General features: G+C 70.1%; 25 protein-coding genes and 2 pseudogenes. 9 read left to right on the forward strand and 18 right to left on the reverse strand.

Annotated elements, in window-relative coordinates:
* Positions 1 to 73: 73 nt before the first annotated feature.
* The 4 genes and pseudogenes from AX018_RS03230 to AX018_RS25140 form a co-directional block, all read right to left on the reverse strand.
* Positions 74 to 1,009 (reverse strand): sulfotransferase domain-containing protein, encoded by a 936-nt coding sequence (locus AX018_RS03230; protein WP_111875886.1) that lies wholly within the window; start codon positions 1,007 to 1,009, stop codon positions 74 to 76.
* A 69-nt stretch (positions 1,010 to 1,078) separates the two neighbouring features.
* Positions 1,079 to 1,660 (reverse strand): cytochrome P450, encoded by a 582-nt coding sequence (locus AX018_RS25880; protein WP_170146169.1) that lies wholly within the window; start codon positions 1,658 to 1,660, stop codon positions 1,079 to 1,081.
* A gap of 151 nt (positions 1,661 to 1,811) precedes the next feature.
* Positions 1,812 to 2,399: pseudogene (locus AX018_RS25980) on the reverse strand (cytochrome P450); the annotation flags it as partial.
* A 142-nt stretch (positions 2,400 to 2,541) separates the two neighbouring features.
* Entirely contained in the window at positions 2,542 to 2,709 is a 168-nt protein-coding gene (locus AX018_RS25140) for a hypothetical protein (protein ID WP_170146170.1), read from the reverse strand.
* A 240-nt stretch (positions 2,710 to 2,949) separates the two neighbouring features.
* Here AX018_RS25140 and AX018_RS03245 point away from each other — a divergent pair, with 240 nt between their 5' ends.
* Both AX018_RS03245 and AX018_RS03250 read left to right on the forward strand, forming a co-directional pair.
* Positions 2,950 to 3,618 (forward strand): class I SAM-dependent DNA methyltransferase, encoded by a 669-nt coding sequence (locus tag AX018_RS03245; RefSeq protein WP_111876001.1) that lies wholly within the window; start codon positions 2,950 to 2,952, stop codon positions 3,616 to 3,618.
* 5 nt (positions 3,619 to 3,623) lie between these two features.
* Complete coding sequence (locus AX018_RS03250) at positions 3,624 to 4,304, forward strand: sulfotransferase family protein (RefSeq protein WP_111875888.1); 681 nt, start codon at positions 3,624 to 3,626, stop codon at positions 4,302 to 4,304.
* Between the two features lie 19 nt (positions 4,305 to 4,323).
* On the opposite strand, the gene AX018_RS03255 is transcribed toward AX018_RS03250, so the two are convergent.
* Together AX018_RS03255 and AX018_RS03260 are read right to left on the reverse strand one after the other, a co-directional pair.
* Positions 4,324 to 5,757, reverse strand: a complete 1,434-nt coding sequence (locus AX018_RS03255) for a TAXI family TRAP transporter solute-binding subunit (RefSeq protein ID WP_111876002.1) — start codon at positions 5,755 to 5,757, stop codon at positions 4,324 to 4,326.
* Complete coding sequence (locus tag AX018_RS03260) at positions 5,754 to 6,797, reverse strand: P1 family peptidase (RefSeq protein ID WP_111875889.1); 1,044 nt, start codon at positions 6,795 to 6,797, stop codon at positions 5,754 to 5,756. Before AX018_RS03260 ends, AX018_RS03255 begins: the two co-directional genes overlap by 4 nt.
* A 622-nt stretch (positions 6,798 to 7,419) precedes the next feature.
* Between AX018_RS03260 and AX018_RS24590 the strand changes: the two genes are divergently transcribed.
* Both AX018_RS24590 and AX018_RS03265 read left to right on the forward strand, forming a co-directional pair.
* On the forward strand, positions 7,420 to 7,974 hold the full coding sequence (locus AX018_RS24590; protein WP_146749210.1) for a hypothetical protein: 555 nt from the start codon (positions 7,420 to 7,422) through the stop codon (positions 7,972 to 7,974).
* A 62-nt stretch (positions 7,975 to 8,036) separates the two neighbouring features.
* Positions 8,037 to 8,411: pseudogene (locus AX018_RS03265) on the forward strand (transposase); the annotation flags it as partial.
* 523 nt (positions 8,412 to 8,934) lie between these two features.
* Here the strand turns inward: AX018_RS03265 and AX018_RS03270 are convergent.
* The 9 genes from AX018_RS03270 to AX018_RS03310 form a co-directional block, all read right to left on the reverse strand.
* Entirely contained in the window at positions 8,935 to 9,429 is a 495-nt protein-coding gene (locus tag AX018_RS03270) for a hypothetical protein (protein ID WP_111875890.1), read from the reverse strand.
* A 175-nt stretch (positions 9,430 to 9,604) separates the two neighbouring features.
* Positions 9,605 to 9,958 (reverse strand): cupin domain-containing protein, encoded by a 354-nt coding sequence (locus tag AX018_RS03275; RefSeq protein WP_111875891.1) that lies wholly within the window; start codon positions 9,956 to 9,958, stop codon positions 9,605 to 9,607.
* A gap of 176 nt (positions 9,959 to 10,134) precedes the next feature.
* On the reverse strand, positions 10,135 to 10,653 hold the full coding sequence (locus AX018_RS03280) for a DUF411 domain-containing protein (RefSeq protein WP_111875892.1): 519 nt from the start codon (positions 10,651 to 10,653) through the stop codon (positions 10,135 to 10,137).
* Between the two features lie 186 nt (positions 10,654 to 10,839).
* A complete protein-coding gene (locus tag AX018_RS03285) occupies positions 10,840 to 12,258 on the reverse strand; it encodes a multicopper oxidase family protein (RefSeq protein WP_111875893.1) in 1,419 nt (472 codons plus the stop codon).
* A gap of 2 nt (positions 12,259 to 12,260) precedes the next feature.
* Positions 12,261 to 13,736, reverse strand: coding sequence for a TolC family protein (locus AX018_RS03290; protein ID WP_111875894.1), 1,476 nt, complete (start codon positions 13,734 to 13,736; stop codon positions 12,261 to 12,263).
* The gene (locus AX018_RS24595; RefSeq protein WP_146749211.1) at positions 13,733 to 14,137 is read right to left on the reverse strand and encodes a hypothetical protein; all 405 of its coding nucleotides are present in this window, start codon (positions 14,135 to 14,137) and stop codon (positions 13,733 to 13,735) included. Before AX018_RS24595 ends, AX018_RS03290 begins: the two co-directional genes overlap by 4 nt.
* Positions 14,138 to 14,237: 100 nt before the next feature.
* Positions 14,238 to 14,669, reverse strand: coding sequence for a hypothetical protein (locus AX018_RS03300; RefSeq protein WP_111875896.1), 432 nt, complete (start codon positions 14,667 to 14,669; stop codon positions 14,238 to 14,240).
* 67 nt (positions 14,670 to 14,736) lie between these two features.
* Positions 14,737 to 15,366, reverse strand: a complete 630-nt coding sequence (locus AX018_RS03305) for a YitT family protein (RefSeq protein ID WP_111875897.1) — start codon at positions 15,364 to 15,366, stop codon at positions 14,737 to 14,739.
* A gap of 302 nt (positions 15,367 to 15,668) precedes the next feature.
* Entirely contained in the window at positions 15,669 to 17,771 is a 2,103-nt protein-coding gene (locus AX018_RS03310; protein ID WP_111875898.1) for a heavy metal translocating P-type ATPase, read from the reverse strand.
* 92 nt (positions 17,772 to 17,863) lie between these two features.
* On the opposite strand from AX018_RS03310, the gene AX018_RS03315 reads away from it, so the two are divergent.
* From AX018_RS03315 to AX018_RS03330, 4 genes are all read left to right on the forward strand, one after another.
* Positions 17,864 to 18,328, forward strand: a complete 465-nt coding sequence (locus AX018_RS03315; RefSeq protein ID WP_111875899.1) for a Cd(II)/Pb(II)-responsive transcriptional regulator — start codon at positions 17,864 to 17,866, stop codon at positions 18,326 to 18,328.
* A gap of 106 nt (positions 18,329 to 18,434) precedes the next feature.
* On the forward strand, positions 18,435 to 19,241 hold the full coding sequence (locus AX018_RS03320; protein ID WP_245951411.1) for an MlaE family ABC transporter permease: 807 nt from the start codon (positions 18,435 to 18,437) through the stop codon (positions 19,239 to 19,241).
* Positions 19,242 to 19,266: 25 nt separating this feature from the next.
* Entirely contained in the window at positions 19,267 to 20,283 is a 1,017-nt protein-coding gene (locus AX018_RS03325; protein ID WP_211322357.1) for an MlaD family protein, read from the forward strand.
* A 47-nt stretch (positions 20,284 to 20,330) separates the two neighbouring features.
* Positions 20,331 to 20,984, forward strand: coding sequence for a hypothetical protein (locus AX018_RS03330; protein ID WP_111876005.1), 654 nt, complete (start codon positions 20,331 to 20,333; stop codon positions 20,982 to 20,984).
* A 63-nt stretch (positions 20,985 to 21,047) separates the two neighbouring features.
* Here AX018_RS03330 and AX018_RS03335 read toward each other — a convergent pair whose 3' ends face one another.
* The 3 genes from AX018_RS03335 to AX018_RS03345 form a co-directional block, all read right to left on the reverse strand.
* A complete protein-coding gene (locus tag AX018_RS03335; RefSeq protein WP_111875900.1) occupies positions 21,048 to 21,230 on the reverse strand; it encodes a hypothetical protein in 183 nt (60 codons plus the stop codon).
* 197 nt (positions 21,231 to 21,427) lie between these two features.
* The gene (locus AX018_RS03340; protein WP_111876006.1) at positions 21,428 to 22,966 is read right to left on the reverse strand and encodes an NAD(P)H-hydrate dehydratase; all 1,539 of its coding nucleotides are present in this window, start codon (positions 22,964 to 22,966) and stop codon (positions 21,428 to 21,430) included.
* A gap of 64 nt (positions 22,967 to 23,030) precedes the next feature.
* A complete protein-coding gene (locus tag AX018_RS03345) occupies positions 23,031 to 24,278 on the reverse strand; it encodes an FAD-dependent oxidoreductase (RefSeq protein WP_111876007.1) in 1,248 nt (415 codons plus the stop codon).
* Positions 24,279 to 24,562: 284 nt separating this feature from the next.
* Here AX018_RS03345 and rpsB point away from each other — a divergent pair, with 284 nt between their 5' ends.
* Positions 24,563 to 25,315, forward strand: a complete 753-nt coding sequence (rpsB, locus tag AX018_RS03350) for a 30S ribosomal protein S2 (RefSeq protein ID WP_111875901.1) — start codon at positions 24,563 to 24,565, stop codon at positions 25,313 to 25,315.
* The last annotated feature ends 92 nt before the right edge of the window (positions 25,316 to 25,407 follow it).

Consider the following 25,407-nt stretch of genomic DNA (forward strand, 5'->3'; position numbering starts at 1 on the left):
GCAAGATATAGCACAGGCCGGCGGCCGTGGTCTGCCGGGGAGGGCGGCAGCCTTTCAGATCATGAACACGTTCTCAGGCCCGTGCGGATGTGCTTCGCAGGTTTTCCGTGTCGCCGCTGACCAGCCAGTGGGCGCAATCGCTCCCCAACTCGGCCACGGCACGCCGTTCGTAGCGCTGGCTGGCTTCCGGCGGGAGGGTGCCGCGCCACCGCCCGTTCTGTCCTTGGTGGAAGAAGGCCTTGCCCCCGTCTTTCCAGAGGCCCGTACCCTGCGGAACATATCTGGCCGCATTTTCCTTCATGTATTGGAAACCGCAGTGCGACAGGATGCTGTCCCGCCGGGATTCTTCGATGGGGGTGCCGATGAATTCCGCGATTTTCCGGACTTCACCCGGCAAATCGTCGAGAAGGCGCGAGAAGTGGATGAATAGCACGTTGGGCAGATCACGGATGGCCCACCATGAACGGATATTTTCCCAGAAGGGCCAGAATGGATGCCCATTCTTTTCCAGCCAGTCATCGAAGTATTCGACGACGGAGGATGACGGGGGCTGAATGACCCGCAGGCGACCCGAGGGGTTTCCATCTTTGTCCAGCGTGGCCTGGGCATTCTGGCTGAGCGCCAGTTGGTGGGCGTACAGGCTCCACGCGATGTCGCGCCCGTCGCGGCCGATGTAGAGATACTTCGCCTGGCCGGAGAACACCAGGGACTCCGCGGGGAGGTGCGTCTTGATGAAGCGCCGGTGGTCCTGGGATTCGAAAAGCCGGATCTTGGTCGCCTTGTCCGGGTGCACGGAATCGAGCCAGGGCGATATTTTCGAGACGTCGATCTCCTCGGCCCCGTTGAATATCAACTGGGAGACGATCTGCTGCAAGAGCGTGGTTCCGGCCTTGGCATAACTGGCAATCACGATGTCGCCATCGCGGTATTTGAAATCATTCCAGGCGGTGGAGTCGAAGAATCGATTCTCATATTCCCGAAGCTTTCGGGGGAGATGGGTGCGGGTCATGGGGATTTCCTGCTGGGATGGGAGGGGCGATCGCCGGTCGTTGTGGGGAGGAGGGCCGAACCTGGGGAGTCAAGGCCTGGGGGTGACCCGTATTTGCACGCCCAGGGGGCGCAGGACCAGCGCCGGATAGGGGCGAACCTGCGTTCCGGGCTCCAGTTCCAGGCGGAAGGAATGGACGATGGCGGCAACGACCATGGTCATCTGGTGCATGGAGAAATGGTCCCCGATGCATTTCCGGGACCCGCTCCCGAATGGAAGGTAGGCATATCGCGATGACTCCTCCAGGCCGCCGTCCAGCCAGCGGTCCGGCAGGAACTCATCGGGATCGTGGAAGAACCGTGGGTCCCGGTGGGTCGCCCAGGGGCTGATGGTGAGCGTCGTACCCTTGGGTATGCGGAATCCGCCGAGCCGATCCTCGCGGATCGCAATCCGCCCGGTCATCCATGCCGGGGGGTACAGCCGCAGGGCCTCCTTCATGACCGCGTTCGCGCAGGCCAGCCGAGAAACGTCGAGGGCCGGGACGGAGAACGTGTCGCCCGCCGCCGCGCGGACCTCGTCGGCCAGTTTCTGCTGGGTGCCGGCATGGAGCGCAAGCAGGTAGAAAACCCAGGTCAATGCATCGGCCATCGGCTCCAGCCCCGACATGATCATGGTGGCCAATTCGTCGCGGAGCCATCCCGACCTTCCGCTGGCGTCGTGTTCCAGCAGGGTGCCCAGAAGGCAGGGCTGGTGGGGGGGCGGCATCGCGGTATCGCGCAATGATCCGGTCCATGGCCCGGTCCAGGTCGAGGCGTGCGCGGCGCAGGCGAAGGTTGTCGGGCGTGGGAACGAACGACGGGAACCTGATCTGGCTGCGCGTCAGGGCCATGATGGCGTCCACCGTTTGCACGACCTGGAGGGCCTCGCCCTCCTCGATCTGCGCTCCGAGCAGAAAAGTGCTGCCGGTCTTCATGCACAGGCGCTGCATCTCCTGCCGCATGTCGAGGCCAGGAGGCTCCTGGCGCCAGGCGTGGATGAACGAATGCAGCACGGCCGCCGTGCGTCCGATGCCGTCGTTGACCGGCGTTTTATGGAAGACCGGCTGCAGCGCGCGCTTCTTGTCTTGCCAGTCCGTGCCCGAACTGTTCATCACCGAGGCGGGAAATGCCGAATGGTTCTTGTGCCTGTCGCCGGGATCTGTCTTTTCGTAGGTGCCATCCTTGTTGTGGAGCACCTGCCGGATGAGGTCGGGGTGATTGACCAGATAGGCATCCTTGGACATCCGCACCACGTCGCCATATTCCCGCGAGCATTTCAGCAGGAATTTCAGCGGGTCCTCGGTGAACTCCACGATGTTGCCAATGAAGGGCTGGCCTTTGGGCCCTGGCGGAATATTCTTGTCGTTCTCCATGGGGCCATGGTCCCGCCGCGTTGTCGGGAGCGGAGATTTCTCGGAATCTTCAAGGAGGTTGCGGAGTGCCACGCAAGGGAATTGCGAAGAACTGGTAATGGTGTGCCCCAGGGGAAGTAATCTTCCCCTGGGTGGGCGAATATCAGTAGGTGTAGATATAGCCCATCTTGTTGCCGCGCAGGACGCGGGCCAGCTTGGCCAGCGTATAGATCATGGTCTTCATATTGAGTCCCTCGTGTGATTGAAATATGCGGATATGGCGCCAATGACGACGCCGCCGCGAGGCTACCACGGAGGTCGGTGGATTCAAGGTGTGGAGCTTTCCCCGCGGGCATGGGGTGATCAATAAGAATTTCTTGCTGATATAAATGAAAATTATCTGAACACACTGCGGGTTTGCATATTATTTTCCCCTCTCAATCGGACCATGAATGTCAAAGAGGGTTGAATCTTGCAGATTTCTCAAAAGGCCGGATACGATTCATTCGCGGATTTCTACGATGCCTGGCACGACCGGGCCCCCCAGAAAACCAAGGCCGATTGCGTGGAGATGCTCGCGGAGATCGCCGGGGACGGCCCCGCCCTGGAATTGGCGATCGGCACCGGCAGGATCGCGTTGCCCTTGGCCATGAAAGGCGTGCGGGTCTCCGGGGTCGATAACTCCCCTGGCATGCTCGAAAAGCTCCATGCAAAGCCCGGCGCCGACCAATTGACCACGACGGTGTGCGGGAATTTCGCGGATGTTCCCCTGGAGGGCCCCTTTGGCCTCATCTACGCGGTGTTCTCGTTCGGCTATCTGCTGACGCAGGCGGAGCAGGTGCGCTGTTTCATGAATGTGAAAAAGCGGCTGGCGCGCGGCGGGGCATTCGTGATCCAGACGGCCGTGCCCGGCGCCCGGATCTTCAGCGGATCGAGCAACGTGGACAACATCTTCGATGTGCCCTCCATGGAGGAGAGCGCGGGCCAGGACGCCACCGTGCTCCAGTGCTCGAAAGCGGATCTGGTCCAGCAGATCATCGACCAGCGGATGATCGTCCTGGGCGACGGGATGCCGAAGATCCACACCGATCGATGGAGGTACGTGTGGCCTTCGGAGCTGGACTTGATGGCACAGATCGCCGGGCTGACACTGCATGCCCGCTGGGGGGGATGGACGCGGGAGCCATTCACGTCGAAGAGCCCGACCCAGGTGTCCGTCTACCAGCGCCTGGACGCCTGAGCGGCATGACCCTGGAAATCATCGGCGCCGGCCTGGGACGCACCGGCACGCTGTCGCTGAAGCTGGCGCTGGAGCATCTGGGCTTCGGCCCCTGCTACCACGCCATGGAGGTCGCGGCCACCGCGAGGCGGTCCGTTCCGCTGTGGAATGGTGCGATACGCGGCACGCCCGATTGGGACGCTCTTTTCGACGGCTATGCGGCCACCGTCGATTACCCGGGCTGCTGCTTCTGGCGCGAATTGCTGGACCACTGTCCGCAGGCCCGGGTGATCCTGTCGGTGCGCGATCCGGACGACTGGTTCGATTCGGTGAGCGAGACGATCTTTTCCCAGGTGCGCGGCAATCCGCTGCTGGGCGAGCAGGGGGCGGAAATCAGCAGGTTCCTGAGGCGCGATTTCGGAGACCGCATCGGTGACCGTGCATTCATGACCCGCTATTTCGAGCGCTGGAACCAGGCGGTGATCGAGGCCGTCCCGGCGGGGCGCCTGCTGGTCTTCTCGGCGGGAGAGGGGTGGGAGCCCCTGTGCCGCTTTCTCGGGGTGCCGGTGCCCGGCGTGCCCTATCCCCGCGAGCACGCGCGCGGCGCAGCGAGCGGCGGCGACCGCCGCGTGCCATCGGACCCGGCCGAACTGGAAGTGCGCATGCGCGGCTATCTCGATCGGCTGAGCCACAGCGCCTTCGGTTGATCCGGCCCGGCCCGGTGCGCTATGCCCCTTCCCGGGCACCGGCTGCGGCCGGTGGCGGATCGGACACCCCGCCGGCTGCCGTGGCGGATGTGGCGGACGCTTTGGCCTGGAGCTTCTGCCGCACGATCTGCACGTGGTGCCTGAGCGCATACAGCTCGTCCGCATACGACAGCGGCACGCTCACCTTCTCCACCTGCGCTTCGAGCCGGTCGAGCTGGGCGTGCAGCTCCTGCGGCGGCGTGCTGCCGACTTCCATTTCGTCCTCGATCTCGCGCAGGCGGCCATACCAGCGGAAGACGCGCGAGCGCACGCGGAACTGGTAGAGCGGCGGCACCACGCGCGAGAGCGGCAGCATCGCGGCCAGCAGCACGCCCAGCACCAGCCACATGCGCTCGACGAGGTTGGCGATCCAGAAGGGCAGGTAGCGCTGCAGCAGCGGCGGCTGGCCGTTGATGGCGCGCTCGCCCTCGGCGGCGATGGGCAGCTCGCTGTGGCGCGTGTTCGGAAAATCCCGCGCGCGGTTGAACCAGCCGGCGCCGCCGTGCAGCGTCTGCGCGTTCTGCGCGAAGAGCTGCAGCAGCGCGGGGTGCGTACCCTCGCGCGCCAGCAGCGAGGTGGTGGAGGCGACGAGGCGCACGTCGGCGGGCGGCACGTTGGCCGCCAGATCGGCCACGCCGCGCGGCAGCGTCACGGGCGTGAGGAACGTGAAGAGCCGGCCATAGGCCTCGTTCTGCGGAAAGTCCAGCAGCCGCACGCCGGGGGTCTGCAGCAGCATCTGCACCATCAGCGATTCGGGCGCGGAGGCGAACACCAGCGCATCGAGCCGGCCCGCGAGGAACTCGACCGTGGCCGGCGTCTGGCCGAGCCGCGTGAGCGTGAGCTGGCGCGGCTCCAGATGGTTGGCTTCGAGCAGCTTTTCCATGAGCGTGGGCAGGCCGCTGCCCGGCGTGCCCACGTTCACGCGCAGGCCGCGCAGCTGGCCCAGGCCGTCTAGCCGCGCGCGGCCCGCGTGGCGGTGCACGGCGTCGGCGCGGTAGAAGATCCACACGGGTTCCACGAACAGGCTGCCCAGCGATACCAGGGCCTCGGCATCGCCCTCGCGCAGCTCGCCCGTGCCGCCCTGCACGAAGGCCAGATCGGCCTGGCCGTCGCGCAGCAACTGCAGATTGGCCGACGAGCCCTCGCTCTCCAGCAGCACCACCTCGATGCCCTCGGCCGCCAGCGCCGCCCGATAGCGCTGGCCGAATTCGGCATACGCGCTCTGCGCCGGCCCCGTGGCCAGCGTGACCCGGCGCGGCGGGTTGGGCTGCAGCCACCCATAGGCCAGCACCACCAACCCCACGGCCAGGAAGGCGAGCGGCCCGGCCGACAGCAGCAGGTCGCGCACGTTCAGCAAGGCGGTGCGCACGCGCCGGGCCGCGGTGCGCGACCGCGCGGCAAGCATGACGTTCATGGCCAGCCCGCTCCCCACGGCGCCGTGCCGGCCAGATCGGCCGCGCAGGGCAGGTGCAGCCCCTCGGGCGTGGTGAGCGCCCGGGCCGCCAGCACCGCGCGCAGCGTGGCGCGCGCCGTGGCCTCGGCCGCCATGGTGGCCAGCACCATCATGCCCAGCGGCTTGCCCGCGAGCCCCGTGCCCAGCGCAAAGAGCGTGTCGCCATCCGAGAGCGTGTGTACCGGGTTGATGGCCCGCGCCAGCCCGTCGTGCGCGCACACGGCCAGCCGCCGCGCCTGCGCCTTGGTGATGACGGCATCGGTGGCCACCACGCCGATGGTGGTGTTGGTGCCGGCCAGCAGCGGGTGCGGCGCTTCCCCGGCCAGCAGGGCGCGGCGCGTGTCGCGCAACTGCCGGCCATCGGCCGTGCGCGCGCCCGCCACGGGGCGGCCCGTCTCCGGGTCCACCACGTCGCCCACCGCGTTGCAGGCCACCAGCGCGCCCACCGTCACGCCATCCACCGTGACCGACGCGCTGCCGATACCGCCTTTCATCGCATGCGGCATTCCGAAGAGCTTGCCCACCGCCGCCCCGGCGCCCGCACCCACGCAGCCCTCGGCCACCGCCGCGCGCGACGCGGCCTCGCAGGCCGCATAGCCTGCCGCCGCATCGGGCCGGATGCGCGCATCGCCCACATGCAGGTCGAACAGCACCGCCGCCGGCACCAGCGGCACGCGCGCCGCGCCCACGTCGAAGCCCACCCCGCGCTCCTCCAGCCACCGCACCGCGCCCGTGGCCGCGTCCAGCCCGAAGGCGCTGCCCCCGGCCAGCACCACGGCATGGATGCGGTCCACGAGGTGCGTGGGCTCCAGCAGATCGGTCTCGCGCGTGCCGGGGGCCGCGCCGCGCACGTCCACGCCGGCCACGGCGCCCGCGCGTGCGATGACGACGGTGCAGCCGGTGGGGCGGTGGGGGGAGGTGGCGTGGCCGACTTCGATGCCGGCGACGCGGGTGAGGGAGCCGGGGTCTGGGGAGACGGTGGCAGGGGGCAGGGCGGGCATGCGGAGGTCAGCGGGTGGCTGGGCGAACGGGCGAGCGGGCGAGGGTGTCACCATAGCGCATGAATGAATGGGTGAGCGGCGCATGCGGAAGGGCGGGGCGCAAGGTGGCTGGATTCCGCCACGGTCCGAGGCCGTCATCGTGGCTCTTGGCTTGATCGGGTCATGGCGGCTTACTTCGGGGTTGCAGCGCAGCGTGGTTTTGTCGGGGGCTTCTGTTCGTCACCTCGGAATCTGCCATGAGGTGTATGCAGTTAGGACGGCTTTACGCCTCGCTGCAGTCGCTCAAGATGCCAGTGGCTACAACGGCTTTGCAGCGTTTGCTGACGATGGATGTAGCTAAGCGCACTGACGCTGCATGCTAGAAAACGGCTGTTTGGTTCGGAGCCCGGGGCTGGCTGTCAACGACGGCTGTCCGGTGTACTGCGGGTCACAGGGCTTCCGCGACTCAAAGTGTGTACGCCATCGACCGCGCTCCCATCGCCTGTACTGGCGGTTTCGACCCAGAGCAGTTGTTCACAATACCCCGGTGAACGCCTGCAGTGCGCTAGGAGAGGACACTCGCCGGAGCCTCGTTTGCAATAAATGGGCTGTCAGTTTAACCAGTTTTATATAGGAGGAAGATTTGAAAAGAATTAAAAGAGAGTACGGATTGGAGCTTGATCCATTTGCTTGTTATAAAATGGAATTTCTCCATAATAAATCAAAAGAAAATTTTGAGTCGACTGAGAAATGGCTTTATCTTGGCGCCAATGATAGAGATCGTGCATTTGCCAAGGTAGGTATAACCATGGGAAATCTAACGACACGCTCATCCAGCTCGGAGAGCCCAGGTTATTATCTGTTTTGTGCTTTTAAGTGCGTAAACAATATAACCAAAAATCAGCTGGAATCTATAGAGGAAGATGCTTTAAGCCATCTTGAAGGAGTATTTCGGCACTCTGATGGTTCGATTAAGCGAGCTTTGCATTATGAATCGGAGTACATCTCAGAATGTTTTTTTGAAGTTGATTTTCTGGATTTTTTTCGCGCACTCCATTACCACCTGTACAAGAATCATCGCAATGATTTCATGCCTTGTGGGTTTGAAAATGATGAGGGTGAATTCTTGGATTGCGAATTTAATCCGCGCATCTCACGCGATGAAATCAATAGATACATAAGAATGATTCTCCAATAGTGCCATTAGAGCGTGTTATGAAACTTGCTCCGTGAGAGCGAGGCCGTGGGTAGAGTTTGCGAATGTCACGCAAGCCCCACCCGATGGACTTCAGCGATAAAGAATGGAGCTTCGCTGCGCCCTACCTGAGACCCTGATGGACCAGCATGCTCCACAGCGCGAGCACGATCTGCGCGAATTCTTTTCAACGCCCTGCGCTGGCTGGTGTGCGCGGGGAGCGCCCAGGCGGACGTTGCCCAACGATCGGCCGCCTTGGGAGGCGGTCTCACCAGCAGAGCCGCCGCTGGCTGGATGCAGGCTACTTCGAAGCGATGGTCTCGGATCTGCGCTCCATCATTCACGTGACACAAGGTCGCCAGGCCCAGCCTAACGCCGCAGTGATGGATGGGCGTACTCGCGAGGGCTGCCCGCGTGCCGGCTACGACGGCTACAAGCGCGGCATCCTTAGCGGCGCGCTTGCCAGAGGTTGATGAGCGACCGCTTTGATCGCACAGCCGCCGCTTGAACCTTCCACACTGAGAGTCGGTAACCAGCCTAAAACGGTCACATAGCACTGGGAGGGGACCGAAGACCTTGACCGATCAATCTGTCTGACTGACATCGGCCTTTCCTGAGGAGTGCTTTCAGACACAAGCCGTACCCCTTCATGGGACTGGCTTATCGCACTGGAAGGATTTGATACTTTCTCCCTCGATGCGGAGGACAGTCAGGCCGACGAAATTGCTGTCTCCCTGCGTCTGCGTGACGGAGTATTGAATCCCCCAACCTCAAACATGAGCGAGTCAGCCGCTACGTCTTCTGACAGGCAATGGCTGGCCGCAAGGATGTCGCCCAACGAGCCGGGAGCCATAGCACGGAGTACAGCGGCACGCGTGTTCACCAAGGCTCCCGTTCCCATTCAAGACCCGCAGTTTCACCACTGGCCGAAGGTGCATCGATGCGTTCTGGCGGCGAGAAGATTCAACGCGCCTGCGCGCGCTGGATGACGGGCTGGGAGCCATCAGGCCGAATCGTGATGGCGCTGATCTCGGGCTCTTCCGTGCCGTTGAAACAGGACGCGGGATTCTCGAACTCGGTTGCGGGAAGAATCTTCTTGCCGTTGAAGAAGATGGTGACCTCGCCGGTAATCCGTGCCCCGCATTGCCCCTGAAGGTTTGCGTTGAACACCACTGGCTTGAGGTGGTAGGTGAACACCCCGTGCGCCTTATGGCACGAGAGTTTCCTGGAAAGAAGCGCCGTGACATAGCAAGGGCCATTGTCGGGGCACTGCTTCGGTCTCAGGAGGCTCCACAAATCCACAGCATGCGCTCGGGCCTGCTTCGATTCTCTGTCCGTGAAGTACCTCACCGTCATGTTCTCGTTCGTGGCACCGCAGTCGAGCGTCACGGCTTGAGCGAAGGCAGTCTTTGACAGGAAGAGGAGCGTTGCCGCAACCCAGGCTCGGTAATGGATCATGCGGCCGATTCTGCCAAACGCTTCGCAACGGCCCGCGTTTCCGAGCCGGGTGAGGGATGGCGCGGCACCGCGTTTGGGCACCGGCGTCAGGAGCAGCGCTGCCAGCCGGTGGCATTGCGGTGCGCCTGGATGCGATGGCGCCCCCGCGGCGGCCCCGCCGACCGCCCCGGCCGTGTCAGGCCATCACCCACACCTTGCGCACCGTCTCGATCGTGCGCCACGTGCCCACGTACCCCGGCTTCATGATGAAGCAGTCGCCGGCCTTGAAGAGCTTCGGCCCATGGCCCTTTTCGGTGATCTCCACCACGCCGGAAAGGATCAGGCAGAACTCCCAGGTCTCGCCCTTGATGGAGTGGTTGAGGCCTGGCGTGGATTCCCACACGCCCGCGCGAACGGCGCCGTCCTTGGCGCTGTCGATGTCCCAGTTGCGGCAGACGATGTCGCCCTCGATCACGCGGTCGGCTGGGGGGCGGTATTCGCGCGCCTCGCCGAGCTGGTCGAAGGGGAAGGAAACGAGCAAGTCGGACATGGCGCAAGACCCGGCAAGGGAAGAGTGTTGGAGGAGGCTCCGATGCTAGGCGCGCACGCCGCCGGTGCGGTGCCGAAAAGGCCGGCGCGAACGGGCGCACATGCGCTATTGGGGCCGCGCCCCGGCGCAATCTGCCGCTGTGGGCGTGGGGCGCGCGGCGGCACGCGTCATGCGCGTCATGCGGGGGCCTTGCCGGCCTGCGCGGGGTAGCTCGTGAACACGCGGGTGCTGCCGTCGCGCGCGACGAGCAGCACGTCGTAGGCGTCGCGGCGGCCGCCATAGATCGCGCCGTCCATGCCGGGCGAGCCCACGGGCATGCCGGGCACGGCCAGGCCCAGGGCCTGGGGCTTTTCGCGCAGCAGGCGCCGCACGTCGGCGGCGGGTACGTGGCCTTCGATGAGGTAGCCGCCGACGAGGGCCGTGTGGCACGAGCCCAGGCGGTCGGGCAGGCCCAGGCGCTTGCGCACGGCGGTGTTGCCCGTTTCGTGCACGGTGGGCGCGAAGCCGTTGGCGCGCAGGTGGTCCACCCAGTCCTGGCAGCAGCCGCAGCTCGGGTCTTTCCAGACTTCGAGCGGGGTGGGCGGGGCGCTGGCCTGGGCCCGGGCGGGCAGGGCGGTGGCGGCGGCACTGGCCGCCGCGGCGGCGAGCAGGGCGCGGCGGCGCAGGGGGGCGGAATGCGGGGTGGTTTGGTGCATGGCAGGGCTCCTGGAAAGGTGCGGGATGGCGGGTGCGCGGCGGGCCGGGGGGAAGGGCTCGCCCTGCCCAGGAGGCCGCCAGAGGGCTCCCAGGGCGTGGATAGGTGATGAAAAGTCTTCCATGTCGCCGTATTTGCTATGGAGTTTGCTATTTATTTCGTAGCGATTGCGGGCTGGCCCGCCCGTTCAGTGGTGGGCATGGCCGGGCTTGCGCACGTTGGCGCGGTCGGTAGCGCGGTCCGGGGCGGAAGGCGCGGCGCCTGTGGGCGGGTGGGCGTGCGCGGGGGGCAGGCCGGCCGGTTCGCCCTGCCATTCGCGCGCCACGGTGCCGGGCGGATGCGCGTAGTCGCCGGGGTCGCGCCAGTCGCCGCGCGCCAGGCCCTCGCGCACCTTGAGCACGCTGAACATGCCGCCCATCTCCAGCGGGCCGAAGGGGCCGGTGCCGGCCATCATGGGCAGGGTGTTGTCGGGCAGGGGCATTTCCATGGCGCCCATGTCGGCCATGCCGCGTTCGCCCATGGCCATGTAGTCGGGCACGATCTTGCGGATCTTTCCCGCGAGGTCCTCATGCTGAACGCCGATCATGGTGGGCACGTCGTGGCCCATGGCGCCCATGGTGTGGTGGCTCTTGTGGCAGTGCACGGCCCAGTCGCCCGGCTCGTCGGCGATAAATTCGATCTGCCGCATCTGGCCCACGGCGATGTCGGTGGTCACCTCGGGCCAGCGGGCCGAGGGGGGCACGGTGCCGCCGTCGGTGCCCGTCACCTCGAACTCGTGGCCGTGCACATGGATGGGGTGGTTGGTCATGGTGAGGTTGCCCACGCGCAGCCGCACGCGTTCGCCGCGCCCGGCCACGATGGGGTCGATGCCGGGGAAGACGCGGCTGTTCCACGACCAGATGTTGAAGTCGGTCATCTCATTCACGCGCGGCGTGCGGCTGCCGGGCTCCACCGCGAAGGCGCCCAGCAGGAAGGCGACGTCGCGGTGCGCCGTGGCGATCTGCGGGTGCCGGCCGCGCGCGTCCAGGCGCGGGTGGGTGATCCACAGGCCCATGAGGCCCATGGCCATCTGCACCATCTCGTCGGCGTGCGGGTGGTACATGAAGGTGCCGGGCCGCCGCGCGGTGAACTCGTAGACGAAGGTCTTGCCGGCGGGAATGGCCGGCTGGGTGAGGCCCGAGACGCCGTCCATGCCGCAGGGCAGGCGCTGGCCGTGCCAGTGCACGCTGGTGTGCTCGGGCAGGCGGTTGGTGACGAAGATGCGCACGCGGTCGCCCTCGACCACCTCGATGGTGGGGCCGGGGCTCTGCCCGTTGTAGCCCCAGAGGTTGACGCTGAAGCCGGGTGCGAACTCGCGCACCACGGGCTCGGCGACGAGGTGGAATTCCTTGACGCCGTCGTTCATGCGCCAGGGCAGGCTCCAGCCGTTGAGGGTGACCACGGGGTGGAAGGGCCGGCCGTCGGGGGGCGGCGGCGGCACCCGGGTGCCCGGGCCCTGCTGGCTGGCGGCCTCGGGCAGGGCGGCGAGGGCGGCGCGGCCCACGGAGGCGGCCGAGAGCGCGGCCACGGCCGTGGCCGCGCCGGCGAAGAAGTTTCTGCGTTGCATGGTCAGTGGCCCGCGCCGGCCGGGGCCGCGCTGGCGAGGGAGGGGTTGGACGGGGAGGCGATCGCGGCGCCGGGCGATGCGGCGGCGAGCGCGAATTGCAGGTCGGTGTCCGCGAGCCAGAAGTCGCGCCGCGCCGCCACGGCGTCGGCCACGGCCTGGGTGCTCTGCCGCGCCTCGGCGAGCAGCTCCCAGACGCTGGCGAGCATGCCGTTGTAGCGCAGCAGGGTCTCGTCCTGGATCAGGCGGCGCAGGGGCACCACGGTGTCCGACTGCTCGCGCGCCAGCTCCCAGGCGGTGCGGTAGGCGAGCCAGCGCGTGCGCACCTCGGCGCGCGCCTGCAGGGCCGTCTGCTGCAGCAGCGCGGCGTTCTCGCGCACCAGCGCCTGCGCGCGGGCGTTGGCCGCGCCGCCCGCGTCGAAGAGCGGCAGGGGCAGCTCCAGCTCCCAGCCGCGCTGCACCTCGGCGTGGCCGCCGGTGCCGTTGGTGCCGCGCCCGGTGGTGGTGTTGCGCTGGTAGCCCAGGCCGATCTCGCCGAACACCTGGCCGGCGCGGGCGAAGCCCTGCTGGTCGGCCACGCGGTCCAGCGCGAGCCGGGCGGCGCGCACGTCCAGGCGCTCGCGCAGCGCCTGCCGCTCCAGCGCGTCGGCCTCCATCGGCGCGCCGGGCGGATCGGGCAGGCGCGCGGGCAGCGCGATGGCCGCGGCCTGGGCGCCCCAGAGGCCGAGCGTGAGCGCGAGCGTTTCGCGCGCCGTGGCATCGGCCAGCCGCGCCTGGGCGAGCCGCGCGCGCGCATCGGCCAGCACGGCCTGCTCGCGCGCCTGCTGCAGCCGGCTCCAGTGGCCGACGCGGGCCATGCGGCGGGCCAGCTCGGCGCCGGCCTCGGCGGCCTCGTGCATGCGCTCGTGCGCGGCCAGCGTCTCCTGCGCGGCCACGGCGCGCAGCCAGGCGCGCCGCGCGTCGCTGGCCAGCCGCGCGGCATCGGTGGCGGCGGCCAGGGTGTCCTGCTCGCGTTCGCTGCCCTGCCAGCGGCCGCGCCAGGGCAGGGTGACGAGGTCGATCAGCCCGAAGGTGATCGAGCGCTCGATCTCGCGCTCGTGCGGTTTGGTGAGTCGGCCGAGCATCAGCACCGGGTTGGCCGGGGTGAGCGCCTGCACGCGCTCCGCGTCCCGCACGCCGAGCCGGGCCAGGCGGGCCTGCAGGCCGGGATTGCGCAGCAGGGCGATGCGCACGGCCGCATCCTGCGTGAGCGGCGCGGCCAGCCAGCGCGCGACGGCGTCGTCGGCCGCCTGCCGCGCGGCCGGGTCGGGCGAGGGCAGTTGCGCGCCGTCGGCGCCGGCGGCGCGGCCCTGCAGCGCGGCCTGCACGCCACCGCGCAGGCCGTCGGGCGAGACGCTGGCGCAGCCCGCGAGCAGCAGGGCGGTGGCGGCGAGGGCGCAGCGGCGCAGGGCGGTGGGCGGCTTCGGGGTCGTGCGGGTCATGGCTGGTGCCCTCCGTGCGGATCGGGGGCGCTGTCCAGGGCGGTGCCGTGGCTGGCATGGCCGGCATGGCCCTGATGAGCGCCGTGGCTGCCATGGCCGCCCAGGCGCGGCGCGGATGGCTGTTCGGCCGGGGTGTCAGGGGCGGCGCCGGCGTGTCCGTGCGGGGCCGCGTCCAAGGCTGCGTGGGCGGCGCGCCAGTCCACGGGAGGGCCCTCGGCGGGCCAGGCGGGCAGCGCCGCATGGCGCGGCGCGGGGCTGGGCGCATCCGCCCGGGCGGCATCGGGCGCGGGCTGCTGCGCCAGCGCCGGGAGGGGCGCCAGCAGCGCGGCGGCGAACGGGAGAGTGGCGGCGAAAGAAAAAAGGGAACGTAAGGAACGGGCTGGGGGCCACGGCGTGCGCATGGTGGCATCTCCTGGTCTCGGGGAACGGAACGCGGCCGCGGGCGCGCGCCGCCTGCAAGGGGCGGCTCGGCCGGCGCGGACGCACTTCGGGCGTCGAGGCTCAGGCGATGGGGGGCTTGGTGGCCCGCGCGGGCAGCGCGCTCGCGAAGCGGGTGGCGGCCAGGGCCCGGGGGCCGCCGCCGTGGGGGGGGGCGCCGATGGCGGCCGGGGGTGGGGTGATGACCGCGGTGTGGCAGATCTCGCAGTCGGCGCAGGCCGCGTGCGGCGCGTGGGCCGTGTGGGTATCGCAGTCCGGCGCGGAGAGCGCGCCGCCGGCCGTGTGGCAGGCGGGCAGGCCCGCTCCGGCATCGGTATCGGCATGGTGGCCGCCATGCCCTTCGCCGTGGTGCGCCTGTGCGGCGGCGCCGTGCGCCGGGGCGGCCGGCTGCCCGTGCGCCATGCCCACGGCCATCTGCGTCGCCATGGCCGGGCCCACGAGGCCGCGCAGGGCCACGAGCACGATCAGGGCAAGGAAGACGACGGAGCGGCGCATGGGCGGCAATGATACGGGGGGAGCGTCTTGACCTTTCGCGGCGGCGGGGCGATGCGGCCCCGCCGGCTCAAACGGCCATGTACCGCCCGGGCCGGTGGTTCATCGCCAGCACGAGGTTGAGCACCACCGCGCCCACGATGGACCACAGCACGCGCCCGGGCTCCACGGTGAACAGCGCGAGCAGCACGATGGCGCAGTCCACGCCCATCTGCACCTTGCCCGCGCGCCAGCCGTGGCGGTCCTGCAGGTACAGCGCCAGGATGCCCACGCCGCCCAGGCTGCAGCGGTGGCGGAACAGCACCAGGAAGCCGGTGCCGGTGATGATCCCGCCCGCCACGGCCGCGTAGAGCGGCTGCAGCGCCGAGAGCTGCAGGAAGCGCGACTGCGCCTCGGTCAGCACCGACAGCAGCAGCACCGCCGCGAAGGTCTTGAGCGTGAAGGCCCGGCCCATCCTGCGCCACGCCAGCCAGTAGAAGGGCAGGTTCAGCAGGAAGAACCACTTGCCGAAGCCCGTGCCCGTGGCGTAGTGCAGCAGGAAGGCCAGCCCCGCCGTGCCGCCCGTGAGCAGCCCGGCGCTGGTGAAGAAGGCCACGCCGATCGAGATCAGCAGCACGCCCGAGAAGAGGGCCAGGGTGTCTTCGGTGGCGGTGTGCGGAACCATGGGCGGTGCGGGCGGTGGGCTGAGGGTCTGGCTCATGGCAGGGTGGAGACAAGGGGTGGCAGGGACGGGCGCGGCGCCAGGCGCGCAGCCCGCGATTGCACCATGCAGGCCCCGGAGGGGGATTGTGGTGCATCAAGCCGGCTCCGGCATGCGGGAGTGCGATGCTCTGCTTTTGATAGCGAACTACGTAGAAAATACGCCGACATGGACCGGATTTTAGGGTAAGCCCTGATCTCTGGGCGTGGGCGGAGGCGGTTTCCGGGGCGCGGCATGCCCCGGGGCCCTGCAAGACCCGCGCCAGCCGCGCGGGGCGGGCAGGGCGGGCAGGGCGGGTGGCGTCAGCGCTTCGCGCCGCCCTGGGCCCCGCGCAGCATGCGCAGCCCGTTGGCCACCACCAGCAGGCTGGCGCCCATGTCGGCGAACACGGCCATCCACATCGTGGCCTGCCCGAACAGCGCGAGGACGAAGAACACCGACTTGATGCCCAGCGCCAGCGCGATGTTCTGCCACAGCACGGCGTGCGTGCGGCGCGAGAGGCGCACCGTCTCGGCCACGCGGCGCAGGTCGTCGTTCATGATGACCACGTCGGCGGTCTCCATCGCCACGTCGGTGCCGGCCGCGCCCATGGCGAAGCCGATGTCGGCCTTGGCGAGCGCGGGCGCATCGTTGATGCCGTCGCCCGCCATGGCCGTCATGCCGTGCTTTTGCTGCAGCGCGGCGATGGCCGAGAGCTTCTGCTCGGGCAGCAGGCCGGCCTGCACCTCGTCGATGCCGGCCTCGCGCGCGGCGGCCTGCGCGGCGGCGGCATGGTCGCCGGTCAGCATCACGGGGGTGATGCCCAGTGCGCGCAGGTCGGCCACGGCCTCGGCGGCCTGGGGGCGCAGTGTGTCGGCCACGGCGAAGAGCGCGTGCACGGCCTCGCCGTTGCCCAGCAGCGTCACGCTGCGGCCCTGGGCCTCGTGGGCGCTGGCGGCGGCCTCCACCGCGTCGGTCCACAGGCCGCGCTCCTGCGCGAGGCGGCGGTTGCCCAGGAACCAGGGGGCGCCGTTCACGCGCGCTTCCACGCCGCGGCCGGGCAGGGCGGCGAAGTCCTGCACGACGGGCAGGTCCGTCGGGGCATCGCCGAGGCCGGCCGCGATGGCCTTGGAGACGGGGTGGTCCGAGCGGCCCGCGAGCGCCGCCGCCACGTCGGGCGCGCCGTCGCCGCCGAAGCGCTCGCGGCCCACCAGCACCGGGCGGCCGGCCGTCACCGTGCCCGTCTTGTCGAAGGCCACGGCGCGCACGCCGCGCGCCAGCTCCAGCCAGTTGCCGCCCTTGATGAGGATGCCGCGCCGCGCGCCGGCCGCCAGGCCGCTCACCACCGTCACCGGCGTGGCGATGACCAGGGCGCAGGGGCAGGCGATCACCAGCAGCACCAGCGCGCGGTAGATGGCGTCCAGCCACGCCCAGCCGAGCAGCAGCGGGGCGCCCACGGCCACGGCGGCTGCGACCACGAAGACGGCGGGCGTATAGATGGCGGCGAAGCGGTCCACGAAGCGCTGCATGGGTGCGCGCGCGCCCTGGGCCTCCTCCACCGCCCGGATGATGCGGTCCAGCGTGGTGTGGCCGGCGGCGGCGGTCACGCGCAGCTGCAGCTCGGACTGGGCGTTGAGCGTGCCCGCGTAGAGGCTGTCGCCGGGGGCCTTGTCCACGGCCAGGCTCTCGCCCGTCACGCTGGATTCGTCCACCGCGCCGCGGCCCTCCAGCACCACGCCGTCCAGCGGCACGCGCGCGCCGGGGCGCAGGCGCAGCACGGCGCCCACCGGCACCTCTGCCGCGGGCACCGTGCGCCAGCGGCCGTCCTCGCCGCGCAGCTCGGCCTGGTCGGGGCTCAGCGCCAGCAGCGCGCCGATGGCGTCGCGCGCGCGGCCCACGGCGCGGTCCTCGATGCGCTCGGCCAGCGCATAGAGCGCCATCACCATGGCCGCCTCGGGCCACTGCCCGATCAGGAAGGCGCCGGTCACGGCCACGGACATCAGCGCGGTGATGCCGAGCTGGCCGCGCATCAGCGCGCGCAGGCCGCTGCGGTACACGCCCAGCCCGGCCAGCAGGATCGCCACCGCCGCCAGGGCCATGCCGCCGATCTCCCAGGGCAGGGTGGCGGGTGCCAGCAGGTCCAGCAGCTCCGCGCCGAAGGCGGCCGCCAGCGAGGCGCCGAGCCGCCCCCAGCCGGGCAGCACGCCGTGGTCATGGTCGTGGCCGTGGCTGTCGCCACCGGCGGCGGCGCGCGGCGCGCCGGCGCGGTCGGAACCATGGTCGTGGTCGTGATCGTGGCTGGTGGAGGGGGCTTCGGTGCGCGCGGCGCCGGGTTCGGGGGCGCAGCTTCCCGCGCCGCAGCCGCACGCGACATCGATGCGCGGGCGGTTCGCCGGGATGGGGTTCGTGGAGGCAGGCTGTGCCATGGCTTTTTCCTTCGAGATGGGCAATTTCCGACAGACCCCGTGGCGGGGCCGTGCCATGATTGAAAACCTTCAAGCCGCTTCAAGGTCAAGCCGTGTCCGCCGCAAGCCCCTACCACCGTATCGGCGATGCCGCCCGCCTCTCGGGCGTGCCCGCCGCCAACATCCGCTATTACGAGAAGGAAGGCCTGCTGCCCGCCCAGGCGCGCGCCGACAACCGCTACCGCCTCTACAGCGACGACGAGGTCCACCGCCTGCGCTTCATCCGCCTGTGCCGCGCCATGGACATGTCGCTCGACGAGGTGCGCACCCTGCTCGCGCTCGGCCAGGGCCCGGGCGCGGCCGCCGACCATGCCGCCTGCGCCACGGTGGACGGGCACCTGCTGCACGTGCGCACCCGCCTGCAGGAGCTGCAGGCGCTGGAGGCCCAGCTCATCTCGCTGCGCGGCCGCTGCGACGGCACGGACGGCAGCCGCTGCCACGTGATCGACGCCCTGCACGCGCGGGCCGACGCCGAGCCCCTGCCGCTGCCCGATCCGCCGCACCGCCGCCACGTGTGAATCAGGAGCATGTTTGCTATTGAATGCATAGCTGAAGAGATAGAGGAATCAACGACGTGGCCCTTGTTTCATGCATGGCGTGCGGATGCGTCACTATGATGGGCGCATGATGGCCGGCCCCCGCCTGCAGAGCCCCCCCGCGCTCCCCGACCGCCTCTGGCGCGCCGCGCGCGGCTGGGCGGTGGCGTGGTGGCGCATCGTCCACCTGGGCGCGGTGGCGGCGGTGCTCATGCTCTCGCCCTCCAGCTACGGGCGCGCCACGCGCGCGCGGCTCGCGCGGCACATGTACCTGGACACGGCGCCGATCCTGCCGGGCTTCACCGCGCTGGTCGCGCTCATCTGCCTGGTCGTCACGCGCATCGTCGTCGTCACCGCCCTGAGCTACGGGCTGTCGCGCTATGCGCTGGAGATGGTCATCCGCGTGCTCGTGCTGGAACTCATCCCGCTCATGGCCGCGCTCTTCGTGGCCCTGCGCGCCACCATTCCCAACGGCACCCGGCTCGCGCTCATGCGCCAGTCCGGGCACTGGGAGGCCCTGCGCGCGCGCGGCGCCGACCCGGTGCGCGTGGAACTGCTGCCCCGCGTGGTGGCGGGCATCTACGCCAGCATCACGCTGGCGGCGCTGTCCTGCGTGGTGGCGCTGGCCATGGCCTACCTGGGCGTGTACGGCCTGAGCGCGGCGGGCGTGTCCGCCTACACCCGCATGTTCGGGCAGGTCTTCACGCCGCCCGTCACCCTGCTGTTCGTGCTCAAGACGCTGCTCTTCAGCCTGGCGGTGGCGCTCATCCCCATGGCCTCGGGCCTGCATGCGGCGGACCGGGCGGGCGGGGGCTCCGAACTCGGCGGCCTCGCGCGCATGTTCGCCGTCCTGCTGCTGATCGAGATCGCCTCGCTCCTGGGCAACTACTACTGACCCGAACCCCATCGGGCCCCCCGCGATGAACGATTCCCTTCCCCCTCCGCCTCCGCCTCCGCCTCCGCCGGACGCGGCCGACCCGTCCGAGGCGCTGCTGCGCCCCGTGGCCCACCTGGAGCGCAAGGCCGCGGCCCTGCTGCTCTTCACGCTGGCGCTCATCGTCGGCTCGGGGCTCTACCTGCTCTATGCGCGCGGCGTGTTCGAGCCCACGCAGCAGCTCGTGCTCACGGCCGACGACTCCGAAGGCGTGGTCGCGGGCATGGACATGACCTTCTCGGGCTTTCCCATCGGCCGCGTGCGCCGCACCGAGCTGGCCGAGGACGGCAATGTGCGCATCCTCATCGACGTGCCGCGCAAGGATGCGCACTGGCTGCGCGAATCCAGCGTGTTCACCCTGGTGCGCGGCATCGTGGGCGGCACCACCATCAAGGCCTACAGCGGCATCCTGACCGACCCGCCCCTGCCGGACGGCGCCGTGCGCCCGGTGCTGCGCGGCGACGCCACGGCCGAGATCCCGCAGCTCATGGCCGCCGCGCGCGAGCTGCTCTCCAACCTGCAGGCGCTCACGGCTCAGGACGCCGCCCTGGGCGGCACGCTCGCCAACGTGCGCACGCTCACCGAGCGGCTCAATGCCCCGGGCGGGGCGCTCGGCGTGCTCATGGGCAGCGAGGCCGAGGCGAAGAAGATCACCACCACGCTCGACCGTACCAACCAGCTCCTCGCGCGCATCGACGGCATGGCCGCGAAGGCCGACCGGCAGGTGTTCGGCGCGGGCGGCGAGGCGGGCCTCGTGGCCGACGTGCGCGCCACCGTCACCCAGCTCAACGGCCTGCTCGCCGACACCCGCCGCAGCCTCGCCAAGGTGGACGCCGTGCTGGCCGAGGCCCAGGCCATCGGCGCCAACGCCCGCGAGGCCACCACCGACCTCGGCGCCCTGCGTGCCGACGTGGAAAGCAACCTGCGCAAGGTCGAGAGCCTGGTCAACGAGATCCAGCGCAAATGGCCCTTCGCGCGCGACACCGACATCCGGCTGCCATGACGCAAGACACACCCTCCCAGGCCCCGCGCCCGGCCCGCTTCCGCCGCATGGCGGGGCTGGCCGCCACGGCCATCGCCGCCGCGCTGCTCGCGGGTTGCGCCCGGCAGCCCCCCGTGCCCGACTGGCGCCTGAACGCCCACGACGCCGCCACCCGGGCCACCGAGGCCTACCTGTCCGGCGCCGACCGCGTGGCCGCCCAGGAATGGAGCCGCGCCCGCGCGGAGGTCGCGCGCACCGCCCGGCCCGACCTGCTCGCGCGCACCGTCCTGCTGGAATGCGCCGCGCGCGTCGCCAGCCTGGACGCCACCGGGTGCCCGGCCTTCGAGCCGCTGCGCGCGGACGCCGCCGACGCGGAGCGGGCCTATGCGGACTACCTGGAAGGCCGCGCCGGGCCTGCGGCGGCGCAGCAGTTGCCGCCGGCGCAGCGCGCGGTCCTGGCGGGCGGCGCCCCGGCCCTGGCGGGGGTGGAAGACCCGCTCGCGCGCCTGGTGGCGGCGGGGGCCCTGGTGCGCCGGGGGGGCGGCACGGCCGAGGTGGCCCGGGTGGCGATCGACACCGCATCCGCCCAGGGCTGGCGCCGCCCGCTCATGGCGTGGCTGCTGCATGCCTCGGCGCTGGCGGCCGGGCGGGGCGATACGGTGGAGGCCGAGGCGCTACGGCGGCGCCTGGCGGTGCTGGAACGTGGAGGAGAGCCCCGCTGATCCGGGGGCGAGGCGTTGTCGGGGCCTGCCGGTTTCGGGGCGGAAGGCCCCGGCGGACGGTGATCAGGGCGCGAAGGCGTCGGACGGCAGGATCTGGTTCAGGTGTTCCGGGATGCTCACCAGCGAGTCGGCCGCCTGCACGGCCTCGTCGGGCACCAGGGTCATGGCCGTGGCGGCGACCGCCAGCAACACCGTGGCGGTGAAGGCCGCGAACGCGCGGGGGCCGGTAAAACGGTTGCGTTGCATGGCAGGGTCCTTGGAGCGGTTGGGAGGGGTGGGCCGGTGCGGAGATGCCCTTGGCCGCGATTACACCTCGGCCCGAAGATTCCGTCTGTCGGACAGGAGCGCATGGACGTGTGTTGCAACGGGGGTTACCCTTTGTTTCGTCTGTCGGAATTTTGTGGGCGAGCCCACCTGCCCAAGCGGCGGCCCGGAGCCGGCGGTCAGCCCGGCGCAAGCCGCCGCGCAAGGGCCGAAGCCGTCAGGGTTTCGCCCTCGGGCCAGCGGTCGGCCGCGAGGCCGTGGGCGTGGCAGGCCGCCAGGGCGGCCTCCAGGCCCGCCTGGGGCGCGGACCCTCGGGCCGCCCAGTACGCCCCCAGCAGCCCCGCGAGCACGTCGCCCGTCCCGCCGGTCGCCAGGCGCGCATTGCCGGTCGGATTGATCCACGCGGCCCCATCCGGCGCCGCGACGATGCTGCCCGACCCCTTGAGCACCACGGTGCAGCCGGAGTGTTCGGCCAGCCGCCGGGCCGCGCCGAGCCGGTCCGCCTGGACGGCCGCCGTCGTGGTGCCGAGCAGCCGGGCCGCTTCCAGGGGGTGGGGCGTGAGCACGGAGGGCAGGCCGCCATGCCCGCGTGCCCGAAGCTGCGCCGCCAGTGCCGCGTCGGCAGCCACCGCGTTCAGGCCGTCGGCGTCCAGCACCAGCCGGGGCGCCGCCGCCAGCACGCGCGGCAGCACGCCGCGAACCGCCTCCCCGCCGCCGCAGCCGCACACCACGGTGGCGTCGCCGAGCGGCAACGCCTCGAAGCGGCGCAGCATGCACTCGGGCTGCGCCGGGTCCACCGCCAGCCCGTCGCCATCGCCCTCCAGCAGCGCCACCATGACCCGCCCGGCGCCGCCATGCAGCGCGGCCGAGGCGGCCAGCAGCGCGGCCCCGGTCATGCCCATGCCGCGGGCGCTTTTCGCCTCGCCGCCCACCACCGCGACATCGCCATGGCTGCCCTTGTGGCTCGCGTGGGCACGCGGCGGCCGCTGAGCGGGGGCGGCGAGCCGGGCCGTCGCCGTCTCGCCGTGCGCATCTGCCTCCACCCCCAGGTCGTCCAGCCACACGGTGCCGGCCGCGTCACGCCCCAGTCCGGTGAACCAGCCGGGCTTGGCCGTGAGCAGTGCCAGGGTGTGGCGCGCCGCTGGGGCAGTGGTGGTCGGGGAGGGCTCCAGCCCCGGCAGGTACTGCCCGGTGTCGGCCAGCAGGCCCGACGGGCCGTCCACGCAGAGCAGCGGAGCCGGGCTCTCCCGCAGCACCGCCAGCAGCGCCGCCAGCCGGGCATCGGGCGGCTGCCCGGCGCCCGGCCGGGGCGCCAGGCCGATGCCCAGCAGCGCATCGATGCAAAGGTCGCCGGGGCCCAGGCCCGGCGGTGGCCCGCCCGTGAAGGGCACACCCGCCGCAACCGCGCGCTCCCAGGCGCGGCGGGCGTCCCTGGGGGCCTTGCCTAGCGTGCCGAGCCAGGTCACCTGCACCGCGCGGCCCTGGCGGTGCAGGTGCAGCGCGGCTTCCAGCCCGTCGCCACCGTTGTTGCCCGCCCCGCAGGCGATCCAGGTGCGCCGCGCATGGGGCGCAAGGGCCAGCGCCAGGCGGGCCACGGCCCGGCCCGCGCGCTCCATCAGCGTGCCGGGAGGCAGCGCCTCCAGGGCGGCGCGCTCGATGCGGCGCGTCGCGGCGGTATCGAAGAGGGCGTGGGGGGCGTCGGGGGTGATGCGGTGCATGGGGCGGAACGCGCGGTGGCCGGGGCCGGCCATTGTGGCGCGCCCGCCACCCGTCCCTGCGGGGTCAGAACCGCCGCAACCCCAGGGGCTGGACATCCACGCCCGGGGCGCGGTGGGCGATGAGGTCCCCCAGCACCCGCGCGCTCCCGCAGGCCAGCGCCCAACCGCAGGCCCCGTGCCCGGCATTGATCCAGAGGCCCGGCACGCCGCTGGCGCCCACCACGGGAACGCCGTCCGGCAGCATCGGGCGGGCGCCGCGCCAGGTCTGCACCTGGGGCGAGGACCACTGCGCACCGCCCGGGAACCATCCGGAGGCCGCGTTGTAGAGCGTTTGCAGCGTGGGGGCGTGCGGAGTGCCGTTGCCCGCGCCCAGCTCGGCGCCGCCGGCCACGCGCACCCGCTGCCCCTGCCGCGAGATGGTCAGCCCGTGCACCGGGTCGATGACGGTGCCTTGCGGAGCATGCGTTTCTTCCCGCAGGGGCGCGCTGATGGTGTAGCCGTGCAGCGCAGCGATGGGCAGCGGCACGCCCAGGGGGCGCAGCAGCGCGCTGCCGGCCAGCCCCGCGCACACCACGACCGCATCGAAGCGGCGCGCGTCGCCCTCGCCGGCCAGCTGCACGCCCGCGGGCGCGCCGCGCAATGCCGCTACTTGTGCCTGGAAGACGAATTGCGCCCCTCGCTCCTGCGCCGCATAGCGCAGCATCTGCGCGAACAGCCGGCAGTTGCCCGCCTCGCCGCCGGGCACGTGCAGCGCGCCGGCGAGCGGATTGTCCGAAGCGAGGCCCGGTTCGACGAGGTGGGCCGTGTCGGCATCCACGTCCAGCACGTTCACGCCCAGGTCGCGCAGGATCCGCAGGGCGGGCTGGATCCGCTCCACGTCGGCCGCCGAGCGCAGCGGCACGAGCACGCCCCGGCTGGTTTCCGGATCGAGTTCCAGGGCCTCGGCCACCTGCCGCGTGCGGGCCAGGCTGTATTCGCCGAACCGGGCGAGGGTGGCGATGGCGAGCGGGGCCGCGGGGCTTTTACCCGCGCGCCGGCGGCGCCAGAGCCATCGCAGATCGGAGACGCCGGCGCCCTGGGCGAGCCGCAGCGCCGCCTGGGGGCCCCAGAGCCGCTGGCGCGCCGCGCCTCCGATGCCGGGCGCGGCCCAGGGGATCAGGGGGGCGGGCGACAGCAGGCCCGCATTCGCGAAGCTCGCTTCCTCGGCCGCGGCGCCGCGCTGCTCGAAAACCGTGACCTCATGGCCGTCGCTGGCCAGTTCGTAGGCGGTGGCGGTGCCGATGATTCCGGCACCGACGATGGCGATATGCATGGTGGATTGGAAGGACCGCCAGCCCCGCAGGGACATCCTGGGGCGGGCTCGGGCGGCCATGGGTTCTTGTCGTGTTCCGGAGGCGCGCGGAACGCCTTCAGGCATTCGGGGGAGGGCGCGCGACTCGATATGCTAGAATCTCGGGGTTTTGCTGGTTATGGGCGCCTCGTGGGCGCAAATTCTGGCGAAATCAATCGCAAACCGGCCTTTTCAAGGTGCTGCCTCCAAAAAATGCGGGGCGGTTAGCGGGGCCGGATTTTAGACCCAACCTTCGGAGAATTCTCATGTCCGTCACCATGCGCGAAATGCTGGAAGCCGGTGTCCACTTCGGTCACCAAACCCGCTTCTGGAACCCCAAGATGGCCCCCTACATCTTCGGCCATCGCAACAAGATCCACATCATCAACCTGGAAAAGTCGCTGCCGCTGTTCCAGGAGGCGCAGAAGTTCGCCAAGCAGCTCACCGCCAACCGCGGCACCATCCTGATGGTCGGCACCAAGCGCCAGGCCCGCGAGATCCTGGCCACCGAGGCGCAGCGCGCCGGCGTGCCCTACGTCGACCAGCGCTGGCTGGGCGGCATGCTCACCAACTTCAAGACCGTCAAGACCTCCATCAAGCGCCTCAAGGACATGAAGGCCCAGCAGGAAGCCGGCCTCGAATCCATGAGCAAGAAGGAACAGCTCACCTTCACCCGCGAGATCGAGAAGCTCGAAAAGGACATCGGCGGCATCCAGGACATGACGGCCCTGCCTGACGCCATCTTCATCATCGACGTCGGCTTCCACAAGATCGCCGTCGCCGAAGCCAAGAAGCTGGGCATCCCGCTGATCGGCGTGGTGGACTCCAACCATTCGCCCGAAGGCATCGACTACGTGATCCCCGGCAACGACGACTCGGCCAAGGCCGTGGCGCTGTATGCCCGCGGCATCGCCGACGCGATCCTCGAAGGCCGCGCCAATGCCGTGAACGAGGTGGTCAAGGCTGTTGCCACCGAAGGCTCGGACGAATTCGTGGAAGTGGAAGAAACCGCTGCCTGATGGCCCGGCCGCGCGACCTGTCGCGAATGAAAGAGGGGCTCCTGGTTAGCCCCCTTTTTTTTAGCCTTGAATCTTGTAACGAACTGAACTGA

The organism is Paracidovorax anthurii (genome assembly GCF_003269065.1).
Taxonomy (GTDB): Bacteria; Pseudomonadota; Gammaproteobacteria; order Burkholderiales; family Burkholderiaceae_C; genus Paracidovorax; species Paracidovorax anthurii.

Excerpts from the sequence above, each read along its gene's own strand:
- AX018_RS03280 (WP_111875892.1), bottom strand. The coding sequence starts at position 10,653 with ATGCACCAAACCACCCCGCATTCCGCCCCCCTGCGCCGCCGCGCCCTG.
- AX018_RS03270 (WP_111875890.1), bottom strand. The coding sequence starts at position 9,429 with ATGATCCATTACCGAGCCTGGGTTGCGGCAACGCTCCTCTTCCTGTCA.
- AX018_RS03260 (WP_111875889.1), bottom strand. The coding sequence starts at position 6,797 with ATGCCCGCCCTGCCCCCTGCCACCGTCTCCCCAGACCCCGGCTCCCTC.
- AX018_RS25880 (WP_170146169.1), bottom strand. The coding sequence starts at position 1,660 with ATGATCATGTCGGGGCTGGAGCCGATGGCCGATGCATTGACCTGGGTT.
- rpsB (WP_111875901.1), top strand. The coding sequence starts at position 24,563 with ATGTCCGTCACCATGCGCGAAATGCTGGAAGCCGGTGTCCACTTCGGT.
- AX018_RS03285 (WP_111875893.1), bottom strand. The coding sequence starts at position 12,258 with ATGCAACGCAGAAACTTCTTCGCCGGCGCGGCCACGGCCGTGGCCGCG.
- AX018_RS24595 (WP_146749211.1), bottom strand. The coding sequence starts at position 14,137 with ATGCGCACGCCGTGGCCCCCAGCCCGTTCCTTACGTTCCCTTTTTTCT.
- AX018_RS03330 (WP_111876005.1), top strand. The coding sequence starts at position 20,331 with ATGGCGGGGCTGGCCGCCACGGCCATCGCCGCCGCGCTGCTCGCGGGT.
- AX018_RS03310 (WP_111875898.1), bottom strand. The coding sequence starts at position 17,771 with ATGGCACAGCCTGCCTCCACGAACCCCATCCCGGCGAACCGCCCGCGC.
- AX018_RS03245 (WP_111876001.1), top strand. The coding sequence starts at position 2,950 with ATGCTCGCGGAGATCGCCGGGGACGGCCCCGCCCTGGAATTGGCGATC.
- AX018_RS03290 (WP_111875894.1), bottom strand. The coding sequence starts at position 13,736 with ATGACCCGCACGACCCCGAAGCCGCCCACCGCCCTGCGCCGCTGCGCC.
- AX018_RS03305 (WP_111875897.1), bottom strand. The coding sequence starts at position 15,366 with ATGAGCCAGACCCTCAGCCCACCGCCCGCACCGCCCATGGTTCCGCAC.
- AX018_RS03230 (WP_111875886.1), bottom strand. The coding sequence starts at position 1,009 with ATGACCCGCACCCATCTCCCCCGAAAGCTTCGGGAATATGAGAATCGA.
- AX018_RS03255 (WP_111876002.1), bottom strand. The coding sequence starts at position 5,757 with ATGAACGTCATGCTTGCCGCGCGGTCGCGCACCGCGGCCCGGCGCGTG.
- AX018_RS03345 (WP_111876007.1), bottom strand. The coding sequence starts at position 24,278 with ATGCATATCGCCATCGTCGGTGCCGGAATCATCGGCACCGCCACCGCC.
- AX018_RS03300 (WP_111875896.1), bottom strand. The coding sequence starts at position 14,669 with ATGCGCCGCTCCGTCGTCTTCCTTGCCCTGATCGTGCTCGTGGCCCTG.
- AX018_RS03275 (WP_111875891.1), bottom strand. The coding sequence starts at position 9,958 with ATGTCCGACTTGCTCGTTTCCTTCCCCTTCGACCAGCTCGGCGAGGCG.
- AX018_RS03325 (WP_211322357.1), top strand. The coding sequence starts at position 19,267 with ATGAACGATTCCCTTCCCCCTCCGCCTCCGCCTCCGCCTCCGCCGGAC.
- AX018_RS03320 (WP_245951411.1), top strand. The coding sequence starts at position 18,435 with ATGATGGCCGGCCCCCGCCTGCAGAGCCCCCCCGCGCTCCCCGACCGC.
- AX018_RS03335 (WP_111875900.1), bottom strand. The coding sequence starts at position 21,230 with ATGCAACGCAACCGTTTTACCGGCCCCCGCGCGTTCGCGGCCTTCACC.
- AX018_RS03250 (WP_111875888.1), top strand. The coding sequence starts at position 3,624 with ATGACCCTGGAAATCATCGGCGCCGGCCTGGGACGCACCGGCACGCTG.
- AX018_RS03340 (WP_111876006.1), bottom strand. The coding sequence starts at position 22,966 with ATGCACCGCATCACCCCCGACGCCCCCCACGCCCTCTTCGATACCGCC.